The 23,719-nt window shown below is 34.9% G+C and carries 24 protein-coding genes and 1 tRNA gene; 14 read left to right on the top strand and 11 right to left on the bottom strand.

All coding sequences use genetic code 11. From position 1 onward, the window contains the following. Positions 1–5: 5 nt before the first annotated feature. The 4 genes from KDE13_RS07240 to ung all read right to left on the bottom strand — a co-directional run bounded on the left by KDE13_RS07240 (position 6) and on the right by ung (position 4,062). On the bottom strand, positions 6–2,135 hold the full coding sequence (locus KDE13_RS07240) for a TonB-dependent receptor domain-containing protein (RefSeq protein ID WP_212139733.1): 2,130 nt from the start codon (positions 2,133–2,135) through the stop codon (positions 6–8). Between the two features lie 235 nt (positions 2,136–2,370). Continuing rightward, the gene (locus KDE13_RS07235) at positions 2,371–2,838 is read right to left on the bottom strand and encodes a GNAT family N-acetyltransferase (RefSeq protein ID WP_212143254.1); all 468 of its coding nucleotides are present in this window, start codon (positions 2,836–2,838) and stop codon (positions 2,371–2,373) included. Positions 2,839–2,848: 10 nt separating this feature from the next. Beyond that, on the bottom strand, positions 2,849–3,364 hold the full coding sequence (locus KDE13_RS07230) for a pyridoxamine 5'-phosphate oxidase family protein (protein WP_212139735.1): 516 nt from the start codon (positions 3,362–3,364) through the stop codon (positions 2,849–2,851). 2 nt (positions 3,365–3,366) lie between these two features. After that, positions 3,367–4,062, bottom strand: coding sequence for a uracil-DNA glycosylase (gene ung / locus KDE13_RS07225; RefSeq protein WP_212143252.1), 696 nt, complete (start codon positions 4,060–4,062; stop codon positions 3,367–3,369). A gap of 230 nt (positions 4,063–4,292) precedes the next feature. On the opposite strand from ung, the gene KDE13_RS07220 reads away from it, so the two are divergent. The 10 genes from KDE13_RS07220 (at position 4,293) to KDE13_RS07175 (ending at position 12,620) form a co-directional block, all read left to right on the top strand. Further along, positions 4,293–4,922, top strand: a complete 630-nt coding sequence (locus KDE13_RS07220; protein ID WP_212143250.1) for an NAD(P)H-dependent oxidoreductase — start codon at positions 4,293–4,295, stop codon at positions 4,920–4,922. 127 nt (positions 4,923–5,049) lie between these two features. Further along, positions 5,050–7,077, top strand: coding sequence for a TonB-dependent receptor domain-containing protein (locus KDE13_RS07215; RefSeq protein WP_212143248.1), 2,028 nt, complete (start codon positions 5,050–5,052; stop codon positions 7,075–7,077). Between the two features lie 14 nt (positions 7,078–7,091). After that, positions 7,092–7,523, top strand: a complete 432-nt coding sequence (exbB, locus tag KDE13_RS07210; protein ID WP_212139739.1) for a TonB-system energizer ExbB — start codon at positions 7,092–7,094, stop codon at positions 7,521–7,523. After that, positions 7,510–7,893 (top strand): TonB system transport protein ExbD, encoded by a 384-nt coding sequence (exbD, locus tag KDE13_RS07205; protein ID WP_212139740.1) that lies wholly within the window; start codon positions 7,510–7,512, stop codon positions 7,891–7,893. Before exbB ends, exbD begins: the two co-directional genes overlap by 14 nt. Then, positions 7,865–8,737 (top strand): energy transducer TonB family protein, encoded by an 873-nt coding sequence (locus tag KDE13_RS07200; protein WP_212143246.1) that lies wholly within the window; start codon positions 7,865–7,867, stop codon positions 8,735–8,737. Before exbD ends, KDE13_RS07200 begins: the two co-directional genes overlap by 29 nt. 168 nt (positions 8,738–8,905) lie before the next feature. Continuing rightward, positions 8,906–9,454 (top strand): hypothetical protein, encoded by a 549-nt coding sequence (locus KDE13_RS07195; protein ID WP_212139742.1) that lies wholly within the window; start codon positions 8,906–8,908, stop codon positions 9,452–9,454. Then, on the top strand, positions 9,451–11,100 hold the full coding sequence (locus KDE13_RS07190; protein ID WP_212142165.1) for an FAD-binding oxidoreductase: 1,650 nt from the start codon (positions 9,451–9,453) through the stop codon (positions 11,098–11,100). The genes KDE13_RS07195 and KDE13_RS07190 overlap by 4 nt, the downstream gene beginning before the upstream one ends. Next, positions 11,097–11,432 carry a c-type cytochrome gene (locus KDE13_RS07185; protein ID WP_212143244.1) on the top strand — a complete coding sequence of 112 codons (336 nt, stop codon included), beginning with the start codon at positions 11,097–11,099 and terminating at the stop codon, positions 11,430–11,432. Before KDE13_RS07190 ends, KDE13_RS07185 begins: the two co-directional genes overlap by 4 nt. Positions 11,433–11,772: 340 nt before the next feature. Beyond that, positions 11,773–12,219: a cupin domain-containing protein gene (locus KDE13_RS07180; RefSeq protein ID WP_212139745.1), complete on the top strand. Its 447-nt coding sequence runs from the start codon at positions 11,773–11,775 to the stop codon at positions 12,217–12,219. Further along, a complete protein-coding gene (locus KDE13_RS07175; RefSeq protein ID WP_212143242.1) occupies positions 12,216–12,620 on the top strand; it encodes a cyclophilin-like fold protein in 405 nt (134 codons plus the stop codon). Before KDE13_RS07180 ends, KDE13_RS07175 begins: the two co-directional genes overlap by 4 nt. Before the next feature lie 504 nt (positions 12,621–13,124). Here the strand turns inward: KDE13_RS07175 and KDE13_RS07170 are convergent. From KDE13_RS07170 to rpmI, 3 genes are all read right to left on the bottom strand, one after another. After that, positions 13,125–13,598 (bottom strand): outer membrane lipoprotein, encoded by a 474-nt coding sequence (locus KDE13_RS07170; RefSeq protein WP_212143240.1) that lies wholly within the window; start codon positions 13,596–13,598, stop codon positions 13,125–13,127. A 141-nt stretch (positions 13,599–13,739) separates the two neighbouring features. Further along, entirely contained in the window at positions 13,740–14,096 is a 357-nt protein-coding gene (gene rplT, locus KDE13_RS07165) for a 50S ribosomal protein L20 (RefSeq protein ID WP_212139748.1), read from the bottom strand. Positions 14,097–14,198: 102 nt separating this feature from the next. Continuing rightward, positions 14,199–14,390: a 50S ribosomal protein L35 gene (gene rpmI / locus KDE13_RS07160; RefSeq protein WP_212139749.1), complete on the bottom strand. Its 192-nt coding sequence runs from the start codon at positions 14,388–14,390 to the stop codon at positions 14,199–14,201. A gap of 510 nt (positions 14,391–14,900) precedes the next feature. Here rpmI and metE point away from each other — a divergent pair. Both metE and KDE13_RS07150 read left to right on the top strand, forming a co-directional pair. Beyond that, on the top strand, positions 14,901–17,162 hold the full coding sequence (metE, locus tag KDE13_RS07155; RefSeq protein WP_212143239.1) for a 5-methyltetrahydropteroyltriglutamate--homocysteine S-methyltransferase: 2,262 nt from the start codon (positions 14,901–14,903) through the stop codon (positions 17,160–17,162). A 483-nt stretch (positions 17,163–17,645) separates the two neighbouring features. Further along, positions 17,646–18,599: a methylenetetrahydrofolate reductase gene (locus KDE13_RS07150; RefSeq protein WP_212143238.1), complete on the top strand. Its 954-nt coding sequence runs from the start codon at positions 17,646–17,648 to the stop codon at positions 18,597–18,599. Here KDE13_RS07150 and KDE13_RS07145 read toward each other — a convergent pair. The 4 genes from KDE13_RS07145 to KDE13_RS07130 all read right to left on the bottom strand — a co-directional run bounded on the left by KDE13_RS07145 (position 18,584) and on the right by KDE13_RS07130 (position 21,993). Continuing rightward, positions 18,584–19,234, bottom strand: coding sequence for a winged helix-turn-helix domain-containing protein (locus KDE13_RS07145; RefSeq protein WP_212143236.1), 651 nt, complete (start codon positions 19,232–19,234; stop codon positions 18,584–18,586). The genes KDE13_RS07150 and KDE13_RS07145 overlap by 16 nt on opposite strands. Continuing rightward, positions 19,231–19,920 (bottom strand): cytochrome c3 family protein, encoded by a 690-nt coding sequence (locus KDE13_RS07140; RefSeq protein ID WP_212142223.1) that lies wholly within the window; start codon positions 19,918–19,920, stop codon positions 19,231–19,233. The genes KDE13_RS07145 and KDE13_RS07140 overlap by 4 nt, the downstream gene beginning before the upstream one ends. Next, positions 19,917–20,375: a cytochrome c3 family protein gene (locus KDE13_RS07135; protein WP_212143234.1), complete on the bottom strand. Its 459-nt coding sequence runs from the start codon at positions 20,373–20,375 to the stop codon at positions 19,917–19,919. Before KDE13_RS07135 ends, KDE13_RS07140 begins: the two co-directional genes overlap by 4 nt. A 73-nt stretch (positions 20,376–20,448) precedes the next feature. Then, the gene (locus KDE13_RS07130) at positions 20,449–21,993 is read right to left on the bottom strand and encodes a flavocytochrome c (RefSeq protein WP_212143232.1); all 1,545 of its coding nucleotides are present in this window, start codon (positions 21,991–21,993) and stop codon (positions 20,449–20,451) included. 458 nt (positions 21,994–22,451) lie between these two features. Here KDE13_RS07130 and KDE13_RS07125 point away from each other — a divergent pair. Both KDE13_RS07125 and KDE13_RS07120 read left to right on the top strand, forming a co-directional pair. Continuing rightward, positions 22,452–22,527 (top strand) — tRNA-Val (locus KDE13_RS07125). 289 nt (positions 22,528–22,816) lie between these two features. After that, positions 22,817–22,999 carry an Arm DNA-binding domain-containing protein gene (locus KDE13_RS07120; protein ID WP_212143230.1) on the top strand — a complete coding sequence of 61 codons (183 nt, stop codon included), beginning with the start codon at positions 22,817–22,819 and terminating at the stop codon, positions 22,997–22,999. Positions 23,000–23,719: the final 720 nt, after the last annotated feature.

Genomic DNA, 23,719 nt, shown 5'->3' with positions numbered 1-23,719 from the left:
AACTTTTAAAATTTCTTTTCAAAATCAATATAGAAGTTTCTGCCACGTCCAACATAGCCTGAGTTTTTATAGCTATTTGCCTGCATGTGTTTATCATCTAGTATGTTATTAACACCAAAATTTAGCTTAAATCCACTTCCAAAAATTTTATTTTGAACTTTTGGCACCCAGCTACCACGTAAATTTACAATAGTATAAGGCCTATCGGGGTAATAATATGTATTTCCTCTTATTACAACACTCTTTGTATCAAGGTATGGCTTTAGCCAATGACTTATATGCACTCCACCACTTAAGCCCCATGGTATATAACGATATGTAGCCCCTAATGTTATTTTATCGGCGAATGGTTTTATTCTAGCCTTTGTCTCTTTGTCTGTTAGTTTTGTGTGATCATAGCTAAAGTCAAAAAGCCAATAGTTTATATTATATTTGGCTTCCACCTCATATCCATATCGTTTGGTTTTTGCGATATTTTGATACTGAGCGTATGCTCTGCTAGTATGAGGTGGTGTGCCAAGTGCTGTGAGTGCTTTAAGATTTATTAAATTTGAAATTTCACCAGTATAGTAGGTTGCTTTTAGATAAAGCTCATCACTATTTGTTATCAACCCGCTTTTATCTACTGAAAATCCAAACTCATACTCTTTTGCTATCTCTGGCTTTAAATTTGAATTTGGTATATACCAATACATTATATTTAAAGGGCCAGAGGCTGATGTCTCGTGTGGTGTTGGAGAGCGAAATGTCTCAGCATATCCTGCTAATAAGTGTATATCTTCAAATATCTCGTAAGCAAAAGCTATCCTTGGTGAAAATCTACTTTCCGTAAATTCACTACTTCCGTTTATATTAACCCCGCGCTCAAACCTATCATATCTACCGCCAACTGTTATCTCTAAATTTCTTAAATTCATAATATTTTGAATGTAAATTCCTAGATCTTTATAGTAATTTGGCATTGAACTAGAGTCTTGTAGCACACCGTTTACGATAAAGGTCGCATTTTCACGGCGTTTTTCATAATCAGCACCTATAACTAGCCTATGATCTATAATGCCAGTATCAAATATGCTCTCATTTTTTAAATTTATACCCCAACGATCATCTTTGTTTATATAGTAGTTATTTACATTTGTTGTCCCGACTCTTCCAACTCTATCTCTATTATATTCTGACTTGGCATTGTAGTATTGTGCTTCAAAATTTATCCAGTTGTTATTTAACGGTATGTAACTATATTTTAGATTATAATCACGTTGCTTTAGTGTGCCTATAGTCGGTGCATCGCCTGGGTCGTAGTGCCAAAGTGAATTCCATCCAGTTGTTACGTTTTCGTTAAAATTAAATAGACTAAACTCAAGTCTTTGTTCGTCTGTTACGTCCCATTCTGTCTTTGTAAAGAGTGTGTTTATCTGCTCTTTGTTTATTGTTTTTGTTATAGTTTTTGCTTCGTTTCCACCATCAGCTAGTTTTATATTTCCAAAATCAGCATGTTTGCCGTAGAATAAAAAGCCAAAATTTTCATATGGCTTAATGGCTATAGCTCCACGAAACGAGTGCATATTATTGCTCTCTATTCGTGAGCCTATCATTACGCCGTAGTTTTTGTTGTCTATTATATAATCATCAACTCCCTTTGTCTGCATACTAACTATACCACCTATCGCACCACTACCGTGGAGCACTGATGACGCACCTTTAACCACCTCAACTCGTTTTAATAAGTCATTATCTACTCTAAAACTTGAAATTTGGTTAGAAAACATAGACACAGAGCGTCTTATACCATCTTGTTTGATGATAATTCGGCTTTCATCATTGCCATATCCATAGCCACGAATTTTAAAATCCTGGCCTATTTGCCTACCATAATCACCGCCTATTTGAACTCCAGGTATTTGATCTAGAGCTTCTATAATAGATGGTGTGTATGATATGTTATTTATTACACCTATTTGACCTGCATATTTTGCTATATCAGTTTCGCTTCGGTTTGCTATTACTGAGATTAGTGCTAGATCAATTGTCCTTTCATCACTACTTGCTACCGTTGGCTTTGTGGCGTTTAAATCAACTGCGTAAAGTGATGAGCCGAATATAACAATAGCTGCTACTATACTAAATTTAGACATTTTCTACCTTTATGTTAATAATAATCGTTATCATAAAGTGAATATTAGCCACTATTATCTTAAATATTTATTAAATAAATAAATTGTTTAAAATCTGTAAGTCTATGAATGTTTTTACTTGCAGTTACAAGCAAAGTGAAGTAAAACAACGATATGCCGATTTCAATGAAACAAAGTTGGTACTAAATTTAATAACTCCTAAGTATAAACAATAATGTTTATAAATTTATAAGCATTATTGTTTATTTAGCTTAGCTATCTCATCTCTTGTTAGTCTAAATTTTATCCATCCACTTTGGCGTTTAGCACCTAAACTCTCATAAAATTTAATACTCGGTTCATTCCAGTCAAGACACTCCCATTCAAGTCGCCCAAAACCTTCATGCTCACAAATTTGAGATAAGGTTTTAATAAGTCCAAGTCCCAAGCCACGACCACGATGTTCTTTTTTAACATACAAATCTTCAAGGTAAATTCCAGAGCGTCCCAAAAATGTAGAAAATGAGTAAAAATATATCGCATACCCCACGATCTCACTGTCTACTTCGGCGACAAGGGCGTTTGCCAGTTTTTTCTCAAAAAGATGAGAGCGAAATGTTGCTTCATCTATATCTACTTCACTATTTAAATTTTCATACTTAGCAAGCTCTTTTATGAGCGATATTATCGCGACTGTATCGTTTACATTTGCCTCTCTTATCAATGTCTATCCTTTAATCTGCTTTTATGTTTGTCTTTGCACTTAAGCTTATTATCTTTAACTCATAGACGTTTGTAGTTTTTAGCGAGTGTGCTATAGCTGCATCAAAGCCTTGCAGATATTTGGGTGTGTATTTTTCACAAAGTAGCCTTAGAGCGTGTATCTTTGCGACTTCGTCATCTACTTGATACGCTTTTGTTTTTGCAACGGCACTTTTGTATTTTGTTGTATAAGCTTTAGAGCTATACGCTTTGCCATCGCCTTTCATCATCTCTAACTCATCAAGGCTTAGCATTGGGATATTATTTTGACTAACACAAACTAGCTCCACATCTTTGCCGTTTTGAAATAGCCTTTTCTTTCCACCAGCCATAGCTCCGTGTAAAAATATACTATTATTTTCACGCACATGTGAGATAGGCACTGAAAATACGCTATCTTCATCGATACACGAAACTACTGAGTATTCACTCTCATCTATTACTTTATAAGCTTCATTTATATCTAGCTCCCTATCCTTACGTCTCATCTTTATACCTTAAAATTTGATAAGTCCCAGTCTATCGCACTAATGCCGTTAGCTAACAGATATGCGTTAGTTTGTGAGAAGTGTTTGCAGCCGAAAAATGCCCCACGAGCTAGTGGACTAGGGTGTGCAGCTAACAAAATTTTATGTTTGTTAGCGTCTATTAGCTCACGTTTTGCCTTTGCGTTATTGCCCCAAAGTAAAAATACTAAATTCTTACGCTCACGACTTAATACTTTTATAACTGCATCTGTAAAGTTTTGCCAACCAAAATTTGAGTGAGAGTTTGCCACTCCTGCTGCTACGCTTAAAGTTGCATTAAGTAGCAACACACCTTGCTTAGCCCAATACGAGAGATCCCCATTATTTGGTTCAAGGATACCCAAATCATCGTAAATTTCTTTATAGATATTTGCTAGGCTTGGTGGCACTCTCACACCCTTTGGTACTGAAAAGCTAAGTCCCATAGCCTGACCTTCTCCGTGGTATGGGTCTTGTCCGAGTAATACAACTTTGACCTTGTTAAACGGAGTTAAGTTAAACGCATTAAATATTAGATGGTTTGGTGGATAGACAATGCCTTTGTGCTTTGCTTTTATAAATTTATCTTTAAGCTCGGCAAAATATGGGCTTAAAAACTCATCCTTTAACACCTCTTTCCAGCTTGGTTCTATCTTTACATTATCTAATTTTATCTGCATTATCTATCTTGTATATGTGTAGTTGTGTTACTACCGCTTTCTTGTGTGGTGTCTAGCGATAGTGCTGAATGACTAGTGATAGATAGCAATGTGAAAAATGGTCTAAATTTCATATCATTTCCTTTAAATTTAGACAAAATTATAGCATATTACAAGGTTGTTTTATAAATTTAGATACTAAATATTTATTTTAAAAGCTTATTATTGCATAAAATTTTAAAGGAGCAAAGATGAATTATCTTGAGATTATAAATTTTCGCCATGCTTGTAAGGTTTTTGATGAGAGCAAAAAGGTAAGCAGAGCGAATATGTATTATATTTTAGAAGCTGGACGCGTAAGTCCTAGCTCAACAGGGCTTGAACAGTGGGATTTTTTAGTCATTACAAATGATAAGTTAAAGGCTAAACTTCGCCCAAAATGCTGGAATCAAGCTCAAATCACAAGCTGTTCGCATCTAGTTGTCATACTAGCTAAGATAGCTGATATAAAAAGCGATAGTAAGTATGTGAGCGATATGATAGTACGCAGACCTTATAAAACTCCAGAAGAGCATGCAGGTAGAGTGGCATTTTATAAGGATTTTATAGATAGCAACTTTAAAAATGATGATGAGCTACTTTATACTTGGGCTCATGCACAGACGATGTTTGCAGCCAATAATATGATGAATGCAGCGGCAAGTTTAGGCATAGATAGCTGCCCAATAGAGGGCTTTGAGCAAGAGGCAGTCGGTGAGATACTTGGCATAGATAAGAAAAAACATAGAGTTGCTATCCTTGTGCCATTTGGTTATAGGCTTAATCCACAACCGAAAAAATACCGCCGTGAAATAAACGATGTCGTTACTTGGATTGAGTAGAATCTAAACACAATTAAACTATTTATAAAACCTTTTTAAAGTATTATAAGATAATTATATTGACAATTTATATCAATTTTATTATAATTATTTAACTAATAATTAAAAAATTTAGAAAGGTTTTATCTTGCAAAAAAAATCAATTATAGCTCTATCATTGGCTGTCGTATTTTCAGGTGCACTAAGCCTTAATGCTGATGAAAGTATCGTATTAGATCAGATCGAAGTTACGTCAAATAGTGCAGGTGCAGCAGTAGATGATATCAAGATCAGCACACGTAATGCTGGGATTGTTAAAGATGTTGTTCGTGATATTCCAGGTGTTTATGTAGGTGGTACAAACGGAATGAACCAAAAAATTTATATGCGTGGCGTTAGTGATCGTGGTCTAAATATCACGATAGATGGAGCCAAGCAAAATGGCAATACATTTCATCATAATGCAGACTTGCTTATAGACCCAGACCTGATAAAGGCTATCGATATAGAAGTCGGTGCAAAGTCAGTTGTAAATGCAAATGGGGCACTTGGCGGTAGTGTAGCTTTTAAAACTGTTGATGCAAAAGATTTGTTAGAAGGCGGTGAGATTATTGGTGCTAAGATCAAGGCTGGATATAGCTCAAATGATGAGGGTTTTTCTCAAGGGCTTATGGTATTTGCCGCACCAGTTGAAGGGCTTGATTTCTTGGCTGCGTTAAATCATAAAGGCTATGACTATGGTAAGGCTGGTAATGGCAAGGTTATAGGTGGCAACGGAAATGATTTAAGTTATTTATTTAAGATTGGCTATAACTTTTTAGATTTTCATAGAATTTCGATTAGCCACGAACATACGCAGTTTAAAGGAGACTATCCTTTAAAGGCTGAGTTTGGTTACAATGCAACCGGTAACGCCTATACTGATACAAAATATGAGCGTGACACAACAACTATTAAATATACATATAATCCAAGCGATCTGTTAGAATTTGACGTAAGTGCTTATAATACCGAACATAAAAGAGTAACAAAAAACAAATGGGGCGTAGAGACAAAAGGTATAAATGCCAAGGCAACAACCAAGCTTGAAACTGGAATTTTGGCTCATACTTTAAGATATGGTATCGAGTATTATAATACTGAAAATTTTGTAAAGCCTAACAATAATAGACCAGAAGAGGTAGATAACTACTCATTATATTTAGAAGATGCGATCAGATATGGTGATCTTATCGTAACTCCTGGTGTGAGATATACTAGACATGAGTTAAAAACTTACAATGGTACTGCCAATAATATAAGTAAATATAAATATAAATTTGATGAAGTTACCCCAGCACTTGGACTTGATTATAATATAGGGTATGGCTTTGGTGTGTTTGCTAGTTATGCAAGAGTGTTTAGAGGTCCTGATGTTATGGAGAGTATGCTCGCAGCTGGGACTAGCAGGGGGAATGCTTTAGGCTGGAATGGTAATGATGATCTTAAAGCCACAACTGGCAATGCATATGAGATAGGCGGCAGATATAAAAATGAATTTGGTGAAAATAAATCTGTAAGCTTAACCGCTAAATACTACAAAACTGAGTATAAAAATTTAATAGTAGATAACAATGCTCAAAATGGCACGATAAATAACGTCCTTTATAGGATAAATGCAGGCGGAGCTGATATAGATGGTGTTGAACTTTGGAGTAGATTAAATTTAGACAATCTAAGTCTAGCAGCTAGCTACACACATCAAAAAGTAAAATATACAGGAAATAGAGTAACTCAAACTAGTAGAGGAACAAGAAGCTATGCAGTATCAAATGTGCTAGGTTACCGCGATCAGGGTGATAAATATACTTTTAATACAGAATACTTTATACCAAGAGCTGACATATTATTAGGATATAATTTGATATTTTTTAAATCAAGAAATGTTCATAGTGCAAGCTCTATAACCGGCGATAATGTCAGGCTTCCAAGCTATGCAGTAAATGACTTTTATATAGCATATATCCCAAGTAGTGGTAAATTTAAAGGTCTTGAGATAAATGCTGGACTTTATAACGCGTTTGATAAAGCGTATGCCTCTCATTCACAACGCACAGCAGAATATACAGGCGATACTACATCTATAGACTGGGAGCCGGGTAGAAATTTCAAGGTTAATGTAAGTTATAAATTTTAATTTAAAGGCGAAGGATGGAGTTTTTAAAACATCATATCGATTTCGTGATATTTGCAATACTAGGCTTTATGAGCTTTATTGTTGTTTGGTTTAGCATTGAAAGATGCATATTTTTATCAAAGGTAAACTTTAAAGAGTATAATAACGAAGACGAGCTTGAAATTGGATTGACTAAAAATTTAACCACACTTTACATCATCTATTCAAATGCCCCATATATCGGACTACTAGGGACAGTTATAGGAATTATGGTTACATTTTATGATATGGGTATGGGCGGTGGCATAGACGCTAAAAATATAATGGTTGGTCTATCTTTGGCACTCAAAGCAACTGCTATGGGCTTAGTTGTGGCAATCCCAACGCTTATGATATATAATGCACTTTATCGTAAAGTCGAAGTTGTTATGACTAAATTTAAGGCTTATGCAAATGAAGTCATATAAACATGACGGGCTAAATGTCGTTCCATTTATCGACATTATGCTCGTTTTGCTTTGTATTGTATTAAGCGTTTCGACATTTATCGCACAGGGTAAGATTGAGATAGAGCTTCCTCAGAGCGAAAGTGGCGTAAAGGAGCACAAGGACGACTCTATAAGTATCGTCATAAATGATAAAGATGAGATATATTTTGATGATATTTTAGTGGGTGAAGATGAATTTGAAACCAAATTTGCACAGATTGATTCGAAAACATTAGTGATTTTAAGAAGTGACAAAAACTCTAAATTTGAAAGCTTTGTAAAGATTATTGATGCACTTAAAATGAAAAAACACGAGAATTTTGCAATTGCAACAGAGATTAAACAATAACGCCTCTATCATAGGCTTTTTTATTAGTGCAACTTTGCATATAGCGTTTATAGTGTGGATTGTTTGGGTGCATTCTAATATCATATACACAAGTCCAAAAGTGGTAAAGCTACCTCTAAATGCCTTTATAGTTGGTGGTGGTGCATCGGCTGAGCCACCAGCTCCACCACAACCCAAACCTATGCCAGAGCCAACACCACCACAACCAGAACCCATCCTTGAACCAGAGCCGATGCCTACACTGGTTAAGATACCAAAACCAGTTGTAGAAGATAAAATCGTCGAAGATGTAGTTAAAAAACCTGAGCCTAAAAAAGAGGAAAAACCGAAAGAGAAACCAAAGAAAAAACCTGAGCCTAAAAAAGAGCCTAAAAAGGAGGTATCTCCTACGCCAACTCCGCCAAAGCCACAAGAGATACAGGTCTCGTCAAATTCTGTTACTAGTGAGTTTGCAACTCAAAATGTTGCGGTCAGTGGCAATAATGCATTAAATAAAGATAGCAATAAAGTCGCTAGTTCAAACACTCAAAGCGATAACCCAATGCAGACAAACGATGTTGCACTACATCACGCTATCGCTGGTGAGATACAAGCTATCATAGCAAACTATGCTAAAAAGAACTATCCACGAAGCTCAAAAATTCGTCGCGAACAAGGTACGGCAACAGTGAGTTTTAACTACGATCCAAGTGGAGTAGTTGATAATGTAAAAATTGTAAAAAGTTCAGGGTTTGCAAATCTTGATGAAGCGGTTAAAATAGCGATTGATAAAACAAAGAGCAAATTTCCAAAGATCGATAAAAAGACTACATTTTCTGTCCCTGTGAGATTTAGTCTAAGTTAGTATAACGTTACTAGCTTAGATTTTAAATTAAAAAATACAAAATATAATTCTATATTTAAAATTCTTAATTAATAAAATTTTTTCTTTTCTAATAAAACAAATTTGTTCTATACTTTTAAAATTAATATTTTAAATATACATTAATAAATTTGGAGGAAAGGAGAAAATATGCAGATTGATAGACGAAAATTTCTTCAATTTAGCACGTCAGTAGCTACTTGTTTAGCTATCTCGCCTAGTATCACACTAGCAAAAGATAGCTTAAAATATGAAGCTATCTATGATAAAAATATTAAAGATAGCTTTGAATTTGCACAAAATTTTGCAAAACAGCACGAGATAGACGGCGATATTTCTAAATTTTATTTTGAAAATATCAGGCATTTAGATGACAGTACCGCTTTTTGTGGTATAACTAGTTATGAGACCTTCTTTGTTTTACAACGACTATTCTTTGACAAAGATTTTGTCGCTTTTTATAGAGCGGAGCACGATTTTAGAAATGATAAGAGTAGCCATAATGTGCTAAGTCAAATTAATCAAGAAAAGGTGCTAAATCATGCTCTAAATAGTGATAAATTTGTACGAGCATTGGCGTTAAGTATTGGTGATTTTACCCCTAGTTCAAATATAAAATCTTATAAATTTAATAGCAATGCAAACTCAAATGAGCCATTTTTGGTATCGTTTGCCTTTGCATCAAGGAGAGTGTTATGATACTACCTAAAAATGTGAGTGAAGCCGACTTTAAAGCAGCAGTTGCAGAGTTTAAAGTTGCCGTTGGTGCGGAAAACGTCTATGACAAAGACGACGATATAGCCCTTTATAGGGATGCGTATTCGCCTTATTGGGGTGAAGAGCTAGAAAATGTCCCATCTTTGGCAGTCGCACCAAAGAGCACAGAGGAGGTGCAAGCTGTAGTAAAAGTTGCAAATAAATTTAAAATTCCAATCTTTCCTATCTCAACTGGTAAAAATTTAGGCTATGGGGCGAGTGCTCCAAACAACCGAGGTGATGTGGTTATTGACTTAAAACGTATGAATAAAATTTTAGAAGTTGATGACAAAAGAAATTTCTGTATCTTAGAACCTGGTGTTTCGTATTTTGATCTTTATGAATATATTGAGAAAAATAATTTAAATGTGATGATGGATATACCAGATCCGGGCTGGGGTAGTCCAGTGGGTAACGCACTAGATCACGGCTGGGGCTATACATACGGTGCATATCGTGACCACTTCGGTGCTCATTGTGGTATGGAAGTGGTGCTTGCAAATGGAGAAATTTTACGCACAGGTATGGGTGCTTTGCCAAGTGCTAAGACATTTGCAGAGAATAAATATGGTTATGGACCATATCTAGATGGACTTTTTGCTCAATCAAATTTTGGTATCGTTACTAAAATGGGCTTTTGGATGCAGCCAAAACCGGAGCATTACGCTCTTATAAACGTAACTACACCATTACGCGAAGACATTATACCGATGGTTGAGATATTAAACTACCTTGAAGATAGCTTTATCATCGGTTGGCCTTTGTACCGCTCTCCACTTAATCCCCCTCATGGTAAAGCGATGAATCCTGAGCTAAAAGGCTACTTGACATCAAAGGGCGGTAAGCCAGACTATGAAAAAATTCAAAACTATGCTTTAAAAAATAAAATTCCATACTGGAGCGTGGATATTACCCTTTATGGCAACAAAGAAGCTGTTGCTGCAAATATTGAGGATGTTAAAAGACGATTTAATGCAGCTATAAAAGGTTGTGAGTTTAAGACATTAGAAAATCACTCTTTGCCGCTTACTGCCGAGCAGAAGAAAAATATGAAACATAAAGTAACGCTTGGAATTCCAAATATGGAAATTTTCTGGCTTAGTACTCGTGGCGAAACTATCGATCCAAAAGATGGACACGTTTGGTTCTCGCCTATCATCCCACGCGATGGACGTGAATTACTTAAATGTCAAGAGGTATATATAGATGTGTTTTATGAGATGGGTATGCCATCACCTATTACTCCTTTTGCACATCCTAGATCGTGGATGTATCGTGCATTTTGTTTTATGCTTGGATTTTCAAATTCTCGTGAAGATAGCGAGAAAAATAAAAAGATGCGTGAGGTTTATCGTAAGATGGTTAAAGTTGCAGCTGAAAATGGCTGGGGCGATTATCGTGCGGCACCTGATTTTCAAGATGATGTTATGGACGCATATTCGCATAACGACCATATATTGCGTAAATTTAGCGAACAGCTCAAAGACAGTATCGATCCAAATGGTATTTTAGCACCAGGTAGAGGAGGTATATGGCCAGCAAAACTACGTGCCAAACGTGGATATAGAGCAAGAGGAGAGAAAAAATGAAAAAGCTTATTTTTTTAGCACTCTGTGCTTTTAGCATGAGTGCATTTGCCGCAGATTATGATAATGGTAAGAAAATTTATAACCACTGGTGTCTGCCTTGTCATGGAGCTGGTATGCCTGGCACAAACGCCTTATATTATGCCTACAAAGGCACTGATATAGCCGCTGAGCTTACAAAGCGAACTGATCTAACACCTGAAGTAGTTGAGTTTTTCGTAAGAAATGGCAAACACTCTATGCCATTTTTTAGAAAGACAGAGATAAACGACACACAGATGAAAGATCTTGGTGAATATCTATCTAATGCCTACAAAAAAGAGAGTAAGAAGTAGATTAAATTTAGTGGCTTAGCTTAGGTTGAGCCACTCTTCACTCTTATCTACTTTGGCGATTTGAGATAATCAAAGCTATGCTTAACTACAAAAGTGTATGAAATAATCATTATTCCTCAATTAAGTAGCCAAATTAAACCCTTATTTAAACTCATTGGGATATTTAGATTATATACTATAAAAAGCCTTTGTTTTTAAAATTTTGCAGAATTAGGCAAGGAATTTGCAGAATTATTCTAATGTAAAAATAAAATTTCAGATACAATAAGAATTTATAAAAAGCAGATATCGCAGGTGTGATTACATTAAGCGTGATAGATATTTTACAAAGGAGATACAGATGAAGCAAGAGGGGCAAATGCTTATAAAAAAGGCAGAGCAAGAAGAGTTTGTCGGAAGATCAGAATTTTTCACAGGTAATGTAATTATAAAAAAGATATTTGATTCAACTCAATATGCAAATTTCGGTGCTAGTTTGGTGCATTTTAAAAAGGGTGCAAGGACTGTTTGGCATACGCATCCAGCTGGACAGCGTTTTATAGTAACAAAGGGCGTAATATACACTGGCACAAAAGATGGTATATTGCAAGTAGCCCATGAGGGCGATGCAGTGCTTTGTCCACCTGATGTGGAGCATTTTCATGGTGCTGGGTTTAAAGACATTGGTGAACATATCGCACTTACGCTTGAAAAAGATGGTAAAAATGTAACTTGGCTTGAATCGATAAGCGATGAAGAGTATGCTAAATTTATCGCAAAAGCAGACAAACAGGATGTGAAAAAATGATGAAATTTATAGTGTTTTTACTAGTTTTGTTTATAAATTTAAATGCAGGAGATCAGATGAAAGTGGTATTTAAAGTTGGTGATGAGAGCGTGAGTGCGACGCTAAATGATAGTAGTGCTGCAAGGCAGTTTTATGATATGTTACCACTTGAGGTAAAGTTAGAAAATTATGGTAGTAATGAGAAAATTTTTTCTCTTCCAAATATGCTAAGCACGGCAAATACTCATCCAAATTTAAAAGTATCTGTTGGAGATATCTCTTATTATGCTCCATGGGGCAATATAGCGATATTTCATAAGCCATCTAGAGGCGATTCTCAACTTTATACGATTGGTAGATTTGACGGTGATTTTAGTGCCGTAGTAAATGGCAGTATCACAAAGATAGAAAGGGCAAAATAGTGTTTATGCGGTTATGAAAGCAAGTGATTGCTACACATAGTATTTTTACAGAGGAAGTTGTATGCGATACATAAAAATTTAATGATAGAAACAAGATGTCTTAAATAAATCAAAAGAGTGTTAAAGCTGCGTAGAGACGCACTTAATAAAGAGTATTGGTGTGGATAAGGGTAAGTGGCGTAAAGTGAGATGAACCATTTGTCACTACAAAACTTTGGATAAATGATATTAGTGAAGATAAGGCATTTAAAGCCTTTAACATCTCTACGAAAAGGCTAAGGATTTAATATCTTGATTTTTATCTCATACATCAGCCGTTTAATGATATTTATATATAGCTACTAAGTAGGTCAAGGCGTGAAGGGCGTATGCACTCTATCAGTGCGAGCAACTTCTATAGTACATATTTAAGCAAAGAGTATGATAAGCAAAAATGTACTAAATATTGGATAAAAGTAGAGTTTGGTATATAAATTTAAATTTTCTCCGGTAAAAGCTATAAATTTATCTTACTACATCAACTCTTGATTTACCTTGCGAGTCAGTTACGATTTTAACTCTATCTCCATTTTTAAATGTTGATACCCCGCCCTCTTGAGCGTATGTTACTATGTCGCCATTTTCTAGTTTTATTACTAGCTCAATACCTTCAGTATCATTCATCATCTCGCCTACTCTATCAGCACCCATACCACCTATAACAGCTCCCACTGCTGAACCTGCTATCTTTCCAGAACCACCACCCACGTGATATCCAGCTAGTCCACCAAGTCCTGCAGCTAAGACGTTTAATACAACATTACTTTCGCCTGTTATCTTTATAGGTTTGAGCGAGATGATCTCACCAAACTGCGTTACTTGAGCCTTTTGCATCTCACCTTTAGTATATACATCTGGCGATGAGCTACCATTATTACTCATCACGCAACCTGATAAAAGCAGAGCAGTTATGGTAGATATTGATATTAAATTTTTCATTTCTTATCCTTTTGGATTGATATTTATACATTTTGACCTATTTTATTAAAATTTAATTAACAAGGATTATAGATTAAGTCTTGTTTGTAGAATTTTAGGAGATTTACCCCAAACGCTAAGGCATTTAGGGTAAAATTTGTTTTATTTTAAAGCATCTTTTGCTTGTTTAGCAAGTGCCGCAAATGCCTTCGCGTCATTCATCGCTAGATCAGCTAAAATTTTCCTATCAAGAACTATATTTGCTTTTCTTAAGCCATTTATAAATTTAGAATAGCTTAAGTCATTTAGTCTGCAAGCAGCATTTATACGAACGATCCATAGACGACGGAAGTCACGTTTTTTCGCACGTCTATCTCTGTAAGCATATACTAAGCTTCTTTCTAGTTGCTCTTTAGCTTTTCTGAAGTGTTTGTGTCTTGCACTATAAAAACCACGTGCAAGTTTTAGAACTTTTTTATGGCGTCTTCTTCTAACTACGCCTGTTTTTACTCTTGCCATATTTATCCTTTTTACAAATTGGCGTCCATTACGGATCTTTCCCTAAAATTTAGGGGAGTTTGAATGACCTTTTTTGTCAAAAACTTTTGCTTTTTGCTCAGTTTATACGCCGAGCATTTTTCTTACTGCTTGGACGTTCGTGCTATCTACATAGTGTGGAGCACGTAAGTCTCTCATACGCTTACTAGGCTTTTTAGTCAAAATGTGGCTTCTAAAAGCAGCACCACGTTTTATCTTGTTTTTGCCTACTTTAAAGCGTTTAGCAGCACCACGAACGGTTTTCATCTTTGGCATGCTAATCCTTTTTGTATTTTTACGATAAACGTTAGAATGTGGATTATACTCAAATTTTCTTTTAAATTTATTAAATCTAAGTGAAATACTCTTTACAAAATGCAAAAAAAATAATATAATGCCACAAATTTTTATAAAGGACTACACGATGAAATGTCCCATGCTTGCTACAAAAAGGTGTTTATAATCTCTATTTTGATTATAAATTCGTCTCTAACTATCTAAACGAACGCACAAAACAACTAATATTTTTAGCTTATAAGTTAATTGGACAAGAGTATTATAAATTTCATTTTAGTTTACGCAAATCTGGTTGTCATCCACCTTATTTAATAATATCCTTTTAAGTATTTTTAAATGAGCTTGAAATTTTCACTCCGTAATAGATTATATTCTGTCTTGGTTGAAAATTTTCTATGCAACATTTAAATCGTCTTAAAATGATATCATTAAAAATTTAGCTAATTTAGACAATCAATTAAAAAATTTTAAATGAAATAAGGAAAAACAATGATAAAAAGTTATGTTACAGGATTTGGCAGGATAGGTGAGCAAAGAGAGCTTAAAAAAGTTTTAGAAAATTACTGGTCTGGCAAGGTCAGTCAAGGTGAGCTTTTAAGCGTAGCAAAGACGCTTCGTGCTAGACACTGGAACTATCAAAAAAACGCTGGCATAGACTACATATCAAGTAATGATTTTTCATTTTATGACTTAGTTCTTGATACTATTTATGCACTTGGTTGTATACCATTTAGATTTAGATCGCTGAGTGGCTTAGATCTTTACTTTGCAATGGCTCGCGGTAATAAGAGTGCCGTTGCTATGGAGATGACAAAGTGGTTTAATACAAACTACCATTACATCGTGCCTGAGCTAAACAAAACTAGCACATTTAAGCTAAATGCCGACAAGATCATAACTGAGTATAAAGAGGCTAAAGAAAATGGTGTAAAAACTAAGATAAATTTAATAGGCCCTATCACATTTTTAGCCCTAGCAAAGACCACTGATGATAGTTGTGCTTTTTACCACTTTGATGAAGTTGTCACAAAATATGTTGAACTTTTAGATGAAATTTCAAAGCTTGATGATGAAATTTTAGTGCAGTTTGATGAGCCGATATTTGTTACAAGTAAGGGTGATGAGCTGACTGATAAGATTGTGCCTGTATATAGCAAACTTACCACAAACTCAAATGTTAAAATCATCTTTACAACATATTTTGAACATGCTTTAAAGGCAGTTGATGAGGTGATAAAAACTAAAATTTATGGTCTTGGGCTTGATTTTATCCACGGTGAGAGAAATTTAGAAGCTCTAGCAAAGATAGCTACCTCAAATGTCGTTCTTTTTGCCGGTATCGTTGATGGTAGAAACGTTTGGAAATCAAATATAGATAAAAAAGTGGAGTTGGTTAAAGAAATTTCAAAAGCACTTGGCGACAAAGACTTTGCAATCGGTACAAGTTGCTCGTTACTTCATGTCCCTTATACGCTAAAGTATGAAGATAAGTTAAATCCTGAGATAAAGAGCTGGTTAAGCTTTGCAGTTGAAAAACTTAGTGAAGTAGCAATCATCAAAAAACTAGCAAATGGTGAAAGTCTAAGTGAGAGTGAAGCTAAAATTTATGCAGACAACAAAACTAGTGCAAATTCTCGTGCAAACTCAAGTCTTATCCACGATGAAGCAGTAACAAAACGTGTAGCAAATTTGGTTAAATTTGAGCGTGAGCTATCGTTTGCTGAGCGTATCAAAATTCAAAAACAAAGACTAAACTACGGCATTTTACCGACTACGACCATTGGTAGTTTTCCGCAAACTAGTGAGCTAAGACAGGTGCGAAACGCTTATAAAAAAGGGCTTATAAGCACTGAGATTTATGAAGCGGATATTAAAAAATACATTGATGATTGTATAGCATTTCAAGAAGAGGTGGGACTTGATGTGTTGGTGCATGGAGAGCCTGAGAGAAATGATATGGTTGAGTATTTTGGTGAGCAGATAAAAGGGTATGCATTTAGTGAAAATGGTTGGGTGCAAAGCTACGGTAGTCGTTGTGTTAAGCCACCACTACTCTTTGGCGATGTAAGTCGTCCAAAGCCGATGACTGTGAAGTGGATAAGCTACGCTCAAAGCAAGACACAAAAGATAATGAAAGGTATGCTAACAGGACCAGTTACTATCCTAAACTGGAGCTTTGTGCGTGATGATCTACCGCGAGCACAGATCGCAAAGCAACTCGCCCTTTGTATATACGATGAGATCGCGGACTTGCAAGATGCTGGGATAAAAATCATACAAGTTGATGAGGCGGCATTTAAAGAGGGCTATCCGCTAAGAGTCGAAAATATCGGTGCTTATGAGAGATTTTCGGTTGATTGTTTTAAGCTTTCTGTTAGCTCAGCACGCCCAGAGACACAGATTCATACACATATGTGTTACTCTGAGTTTAATGATATCATCAAAACTATTGAGGCGATGGACGCTGATGTTATATCTATTGAGACAGCTAGAAGCGGTAATGAATTGCTTAAAATTTTTAAATCAGTTGGCTATAAACAAGAGGTTGGTCCTGGCGTTTATGACATACATAGCCCACGTGTGCCAAGCGTAGAGGAGATGGTAGAGCAGATAAAGGCATTGCTTGAAGTATTACCAAAAGAGCAACTATGGATCAACCCTGATTGCGGACTAAAAACACGCAAATGGGAGGAAGTAAAACCGAGTCTTAAAAATATGACCGAAGCAGTAAAAATCGTAAGAGCTTTATAAATTTTAGCCCCAATTTGGGGCTAAAAAAGTAGTAAATGAAAATAAACAAGATGCAAGATTTATTAAGTGAGCTTTGTTTTAATGGAGTGCATTATTTGAATTTGTTATTTAAAAGCAGAGATAGATAAAATTTATAATGAGTGATAGCACAAAACCAACAAGTTATTATGCTTGATATAACTTAAAAATTCTATTACTATCGCAAGAGTATATAGCACTTGTAGTTTAAATTTTATCAAAGATGAATTTTGTACCACTAATGTTTGTTTTGCTACATCGCAAATAAGATATAAATGTAAAAATTTATTATGGAATTTAAAAATCCTAATTCCACTAATAGAAGTTTAAAATGAGATAATTAAATTTTTAGATGATTTTATGGACTTGATAACAAAATTATAAGCAGAGTTACAAGATTGTGTAAAATATTAGTATTATTGTAATGATCTTTTAAACTTTAAGGAAATAGCATAAAGGATAAATTTGCTAAGAGATAAAATTTTAAATAAACATTCAGGTATATTGCTCTATGGATTGACGCCACCGAAAGCATATTTAGATGTTAATGAGTTGGAGCGGATAGCTGGGATCTGGCGTGATAGAGTAGAGAGTATCGGCGTTGATGGTATTGTGCTATATGATATACAAAATGAGACGGATCGAACGAGTGATGAGCGTCCATTTGAGTTTTTAGCAACGATAAAACCGCAAATTTATTATAAAGATTACTTACGCACGAGCGTTCCAGCTATTATTTATAGTGTTGTTGGAAACTATAATCTAAAAGGCTTTGAGAAATTTATAGATTCGCTTGAGCCAAACTCACTAAATGTATTTGTTGGAGCTAGTTCTAGTGCTGTGATACCAAAGCTAAGTCTTGATAATGCTTATGACTTAGTTAAACACAGTCAAAAAGAGATAAATTTCGGTGGTATATGTATACCAGAACGCCACTTTAAAAAAGGCGGCGAGCATATACGTGTCGCTATGAAAACAGCACAAGGGTGTAAATTTTTTATCAGCCAAGCCGTGTATAACCTAGAACATGCTAAAAAATTTATAGATGATTACGCTACTTTAGACTGTGAAAAAGTGCCTATAATCTTTACATTTACACCATGTGGTAGCCCAAAAACACTTGAGTTTATGAAGTGGCTAGGCGTTAGCATACCAGCTAAATTTGAAAATGCTTTGAAAAATTCGCAGGATATTTTAACGTTATCAGTAAATTTAAGCCTTGAACTTTTTAACTTTTTATACAAATACGCACTTTCAAAGGGCATAAGTGTGGGGGCAAATGTTGAGAGTATATCAACGCGGAAAGTAGAGATAGAAGCCTCTTTGCATTTGCTTGATGGCATAAAAAATATAATAAGAAATGTAAATTTTAGCTATAGAAGTGAGAGTTTTAAGTTTTTAGACTATTCTAGTTTATAACCCACGCCACGTATTGTAGTAATCTCTAAATTTGGTACTTTTTTGCGTAATTCGCGTAGTAAAGACCGTAAACGATCTTGAGCTGTTAAACTATCGTCTTTGTAAAGATGGTGCTCTATCTCATCGTATGTTACTACGTGTGGAGAGTTTTTGGCTAAAATTTCTAAAAATAACCCCTCTTTTTTACCTATATAAATTTTGCCATTTTTACTGTTTATACAAAGTTCATCTTTTTCAAATGTCAAGCCATTCTTAAGCTCAAACCTTGAATCAAACAATACCTTGCAAAGCTTTAATGCATGAAATGTAAATTCTTCGTGCGAAAATGGTTTAACAATAAAACCATCAACTCTTGCATAATAAATTTTTTTAAATATAGGTGGGAAAGCTTCGTCTAATATCATCAAAATAGGAGTTATATTTTTGTTTTCACGTAAAAATTTAACAAGGGCTAAATTTGGATTTTTAGCCCTTGTTTCAAGCACATATAAATCATAGCGGTTGCCACTATCGAAGTCAGCAAATACCTCGCTTTCGCTTTTAAAATTTGTTATACGAAAGTTAAATCGCCAAAGGGCGGCACTTAGATTTAAATTTAACTCAGTGTCGCTTGATAGTAGCATTATTTTTTTCATTCGTGTCCGCTCTTTTTCTCTTTATTCTTATTGGCGTCCATAAACTCCCTCTCATCTTTACTCGGCTCATACTTATCTTTAAAGAATGCCTTCTTAGTCTCTATCTTCATCTGCATCATCTTCTTCTCATATATCTTATATGATGGTTGCCAGTATTCAAGATAGTTTCTCAGTTTAGCTGAGTGCCCTGCATCAAAGTGGCAACTTACACACTTTAGCTCTTTATCAGTTCTTAATAACTTCTCATAGTGAGCGTGCATCTTTATAGCTTGTGGCTTACTTGCTGTATTGCCTAGTATATCTGTATGGCAGCTCATACAACCATTATCGAATACAAACTTCTCTTTATTCTCTAACCTCTTATGCCAATCAATCTTATCAGGATCGCCAAAGAAGTGAATATATCCTTCAACTATACCATTTTTAGCCTTAGTTAACACATATTTAGCTAAGTTATCGTGTGGTATATGACAATCAACGCATTTAGCCTTTACACCAGTTGCACCTTTGCCACTATGTATATCATCGTTGTAAGCTATCACCATAGGATCCATCTCATGACATACTACGCAAAACTTATCTCCACTTGTCTCTTTAAGTGCATAGTGAACTGGTAGGACAACTAAAAAGCCTATAATACCACTTATAAATATTATAAGCACTAATAATTTCTTAGATATTTTCATGGTGTTACCCCCATCCATTGTGGCACTTCATGCTCGTGGCATTCTACACACATATTTGTTGACTCTTTATGTTCAAAGTGACACTCATCGCAGTATAGTGTAGGGCCATCGTGAACTGAGTTATGAGGATTTGCTTTTAGCGTATCCATAAAATTTAGACGCTGTGCTATTAGCTTTTTACTCTTATGACACTGCATACATCCATTATCGCCTATGGCTTTAAATTTACTTGGGTCATCACCTTGTCCGCTATGACAATCAATACAATCAAAGGCTAAATGCTCGTGATGTGGCTTTATCTTATATTTAGCTCTAAGCTCATCAGATACTACTATCTTAGTTACGTTTAGATCACTTTTTGCACTATTTGTAGTTGATGCTGCAAACAAAGAAAAAGAGAATATACAAGCTAAGATATATATAAATGATGGCTTTATTAAATTTAGTTTTTTCATTAAACTACCTTTTTGTAAATAAAAGGACGCCGTATTTGGCGTCCCAAACAAAATCCATATTATAAATTATAAATTAACCTATAGTTTCACCAGCGATCATACCAAATGTGATACAATCTGTTATAGCTACTGTTCCTAGACGGCTAGCACCGTGTGTTCCACCTGTTATCTCACCAGCTGCGTATAAGCCAGGGATAGGTTTATTTGTCTTAGCTGAGATAACTTCTGCTTTTTCATTTATCTTTAGACCGCCCATTGTGTGGTGTGGTTTTGGAGATAGACGTATTACATAGAATGGACCAGCTTCATTGATCTCAAACAATGCACTTTCTTGTTTGTGAAATTCATCTTTTTTAGCCTTTACACCCTCGTTGTATTTTTTAACTGTCTCTTTTAAAGCTGCTGCTGGGACGCCGTATTTTGTAGCGATCTCATCAAGAGTAGCACATACACCTACTAGTTTTCCACTTGCCATACCTTTTTGGATAATCTCTTCGCTTAGATCTCTAAAACATTTGTCGTCACCAAATGTTATAGGGTATTTACCTGGAGCTTCGCGTAAAATTTTAAACTCAGCATCGGCACGAGTTTTTCGGTCAGCTAACTCATTCACAAAACGTTTACCTGTGCGGATATCAACAGCAATGCCATATTTAAATGTTCCTTGTTGAGTTAAGATAGGAGCTGTGCCAAAGCCTTTTTCATCTGGAGATGCCCAAGGTCCAAACTGAATCCAATCAACTTGAACCGGATAAGCACCGATCTCAAATGCTTTTAATAAAACGCCAGCTGTTGCACCTGGGTGGTTTGTGCTATCAACATCATCTGGTATACGCGGATCTTGTAGTTTTCTAAAGGCTTTATCGCGACAAAAACCACCAGCCGCTAGGACAACGCCCTTTTTAGCTTTATAAACTTTTTTAGTTCCGCTTGTATTTTCTAAATCATCACTGTAAAGATTAGGATTAAATTTATACTCTTCTCTAACAGCTATGCCAACGACTTTACCGCTATCATCTAAGATAAAGTCATCAAATTTAACACGACGAGCTAGTTTGCAACCTTCAATGGCTTCAAATTTCTCAAGCATCGGCTGAATGAAGCCTGAGCCTGAGTCGTTTGTAGTTAACATAGAGCGAGCAACTGTGTGTCCGCCAAAGTGTGCATTGTGGTCTTTAAACTGAACGCCTTGCTCTATTAAAAAATTATAAGAATCCATCGCACGATCAGCAATAGTATTTAAAAGCTCTGGGTGGTTTATACCAAGACCAGCCTTTAAGCAGTCAGCTATAAATAGTTCTTTGCTATCTTTTATGCCTTCTTTCGCTTGGACTGGATTTACAGGGATTGCCATACCACCACCGTTTATGACTGAGTTACCGCCGATACGACCCATCTTTTCTATGATCAGGACTTTGTTACCCTTTTTAGCAGATGTTAGACCAGCTGCAAGACCAGCAAAGCCTGAACCGACAATGATAACATCCCATTCCTCATCAAACTTCACATCTTTCTCATTTAAAGCAGAAGCTGAAGCACCTACACCACTAAGTGCTAAAGCACCAGCACCTACCACACTAATCTTTAGCATTTCACGTCTTGAGATTTGATTTGCCATAAAGTCTCCTTTTAAAAATGATTGATTACGGTAATTATATTACAATAATATGAGAATTATATGAGAAATTTAAAAATTTAATTTTCGTGATATTAAGTATATTTTGTAATATATGGTCTTAAAATTTTAGAAAAAACTAATATTTATTTAAATCATATATTTTAGTATAAATAATAAAATTTTATATAAGTATATATTTTATGTAGTGTGTAATCTTTGTTTGAAACGCCCAAAATATCGATATTTTATATAAATATACTTTATTAAATTTATAAGTTTTGTTTAAGAAAATATTCCATATTTTAAAGTAGCATTCTGGCTATCTTAATAAAGGCTGCACATATCTTTTGAATAAATTTAATGATTGTTGTAGTAGTATGTTTGATCGTGTTAAAATATCCATTTGATTTAAGCAAACAAAAAAGAAATATCAGCTATAATCACTAATCTTTTTGAGTGGTCGCGTAGCTCAGTTGGTAGAGCACTACCTTGACATGGTAGTGGTCGAAGGTTCAAATCCTTTCGTGGCCACCATACAATATTAATATCATTCAACTTTATTAAATATCATTCAAAAATAAAGTGTTAAAAATACCTTGAATGCGTTGTTTGTGTGTGAAAATTATTAAATATCATTCAATTTTATTAAATATAATTTAATATTGTTATAAACAAAAATAACTGGTAATATCACGGACAATTAATAAAAAATTTAATAAATTTAAAGACAGGTGTCCGTAAAAATGCTAAACGATACGAAAATCAAATCTTTAAAGCCAAAGGATAAATGTTATAGGGTAGGTGATGGAGATAATATCTTTACGTGCAGATTATGCCAAGTGGGACATTTATATATGAGCTTAAGAGTAAAAGCACAGGTAGATATAAACGTATAAGTTTAGGAGTATATCCAATCATAATGGCAAGACAAAAAAGACTTGAATTTCAGAAAATTTTAGCAAGTGGCGATGAGCCGATTAGTAAAGCAATCTTTTACAAGCTTTGAGAGTATTTTAAGAGCAAGAGAGCTAAGCAGGTTTTACTCATAGGCGGTATTATGAGCGATTTTTTCTACCAAAATTTAGCAAACAAGATATAAAAAGCAAGAAATTTTAGAGGTTATAAAACCACTTTTAGATGAGAGTAAGATAAGTGCTTTAAGCTCTATAACATCGCTTTTGTGTTATGCAGTAAGCACGGATAAATTAGAGCATAATATCGCCCTTGATATAGACAAAATACGATATTTAAACGTCCCAAAGTAGTGCGTTATGCGGTGATATTTGATAATAATGGTATAAGAAATTTAATAAATAATATCAAAATTATGATGATGATGTGCGTGTTATAACGGCTGGATTAGTTGGGTTTTAACCATAGCTTGTCCGTTTAATGTGTGAAGTATGAGATGGATATAAATCTAAGTGAAGTGGATAAAACACAGATAAAAGATATGTCAGCACTGCAACTTACTAAGTAGATATCGTCATAAACTCACAAAACATTACTACAAAAATAAATGCGTCAAACTCACAAAACACTATAAATGATAATAAAAAATATATACACCTACACGGCACACAAGCTACACCACAAGGAGGGTTTGTGAGCCCTATTATTAGTTGTCTTTTGTGTAGCATAGGGTATAAATTTCATATATGTGAGTTTTTTAAATTTTTTGTTTTTCGTATAATTTTTACTTATTGGCGTTTTTACAAGCTAGACT

This window comes from Campylobacter anatolicus, from assembly GCF_018145655.1.
Classification (GTDB): Bacteria; Campylobacterota; Campylobacteria; order Campylobacterales; family Campylobacteraceae; genus Campylobacter_A; species Campylobacter_A anatolicus.
The sequence above is the reverse complement of the archived record's forward strand: the minus strand, read 5'-3'. Positions and strand labels throughout refer to the sequence as shown.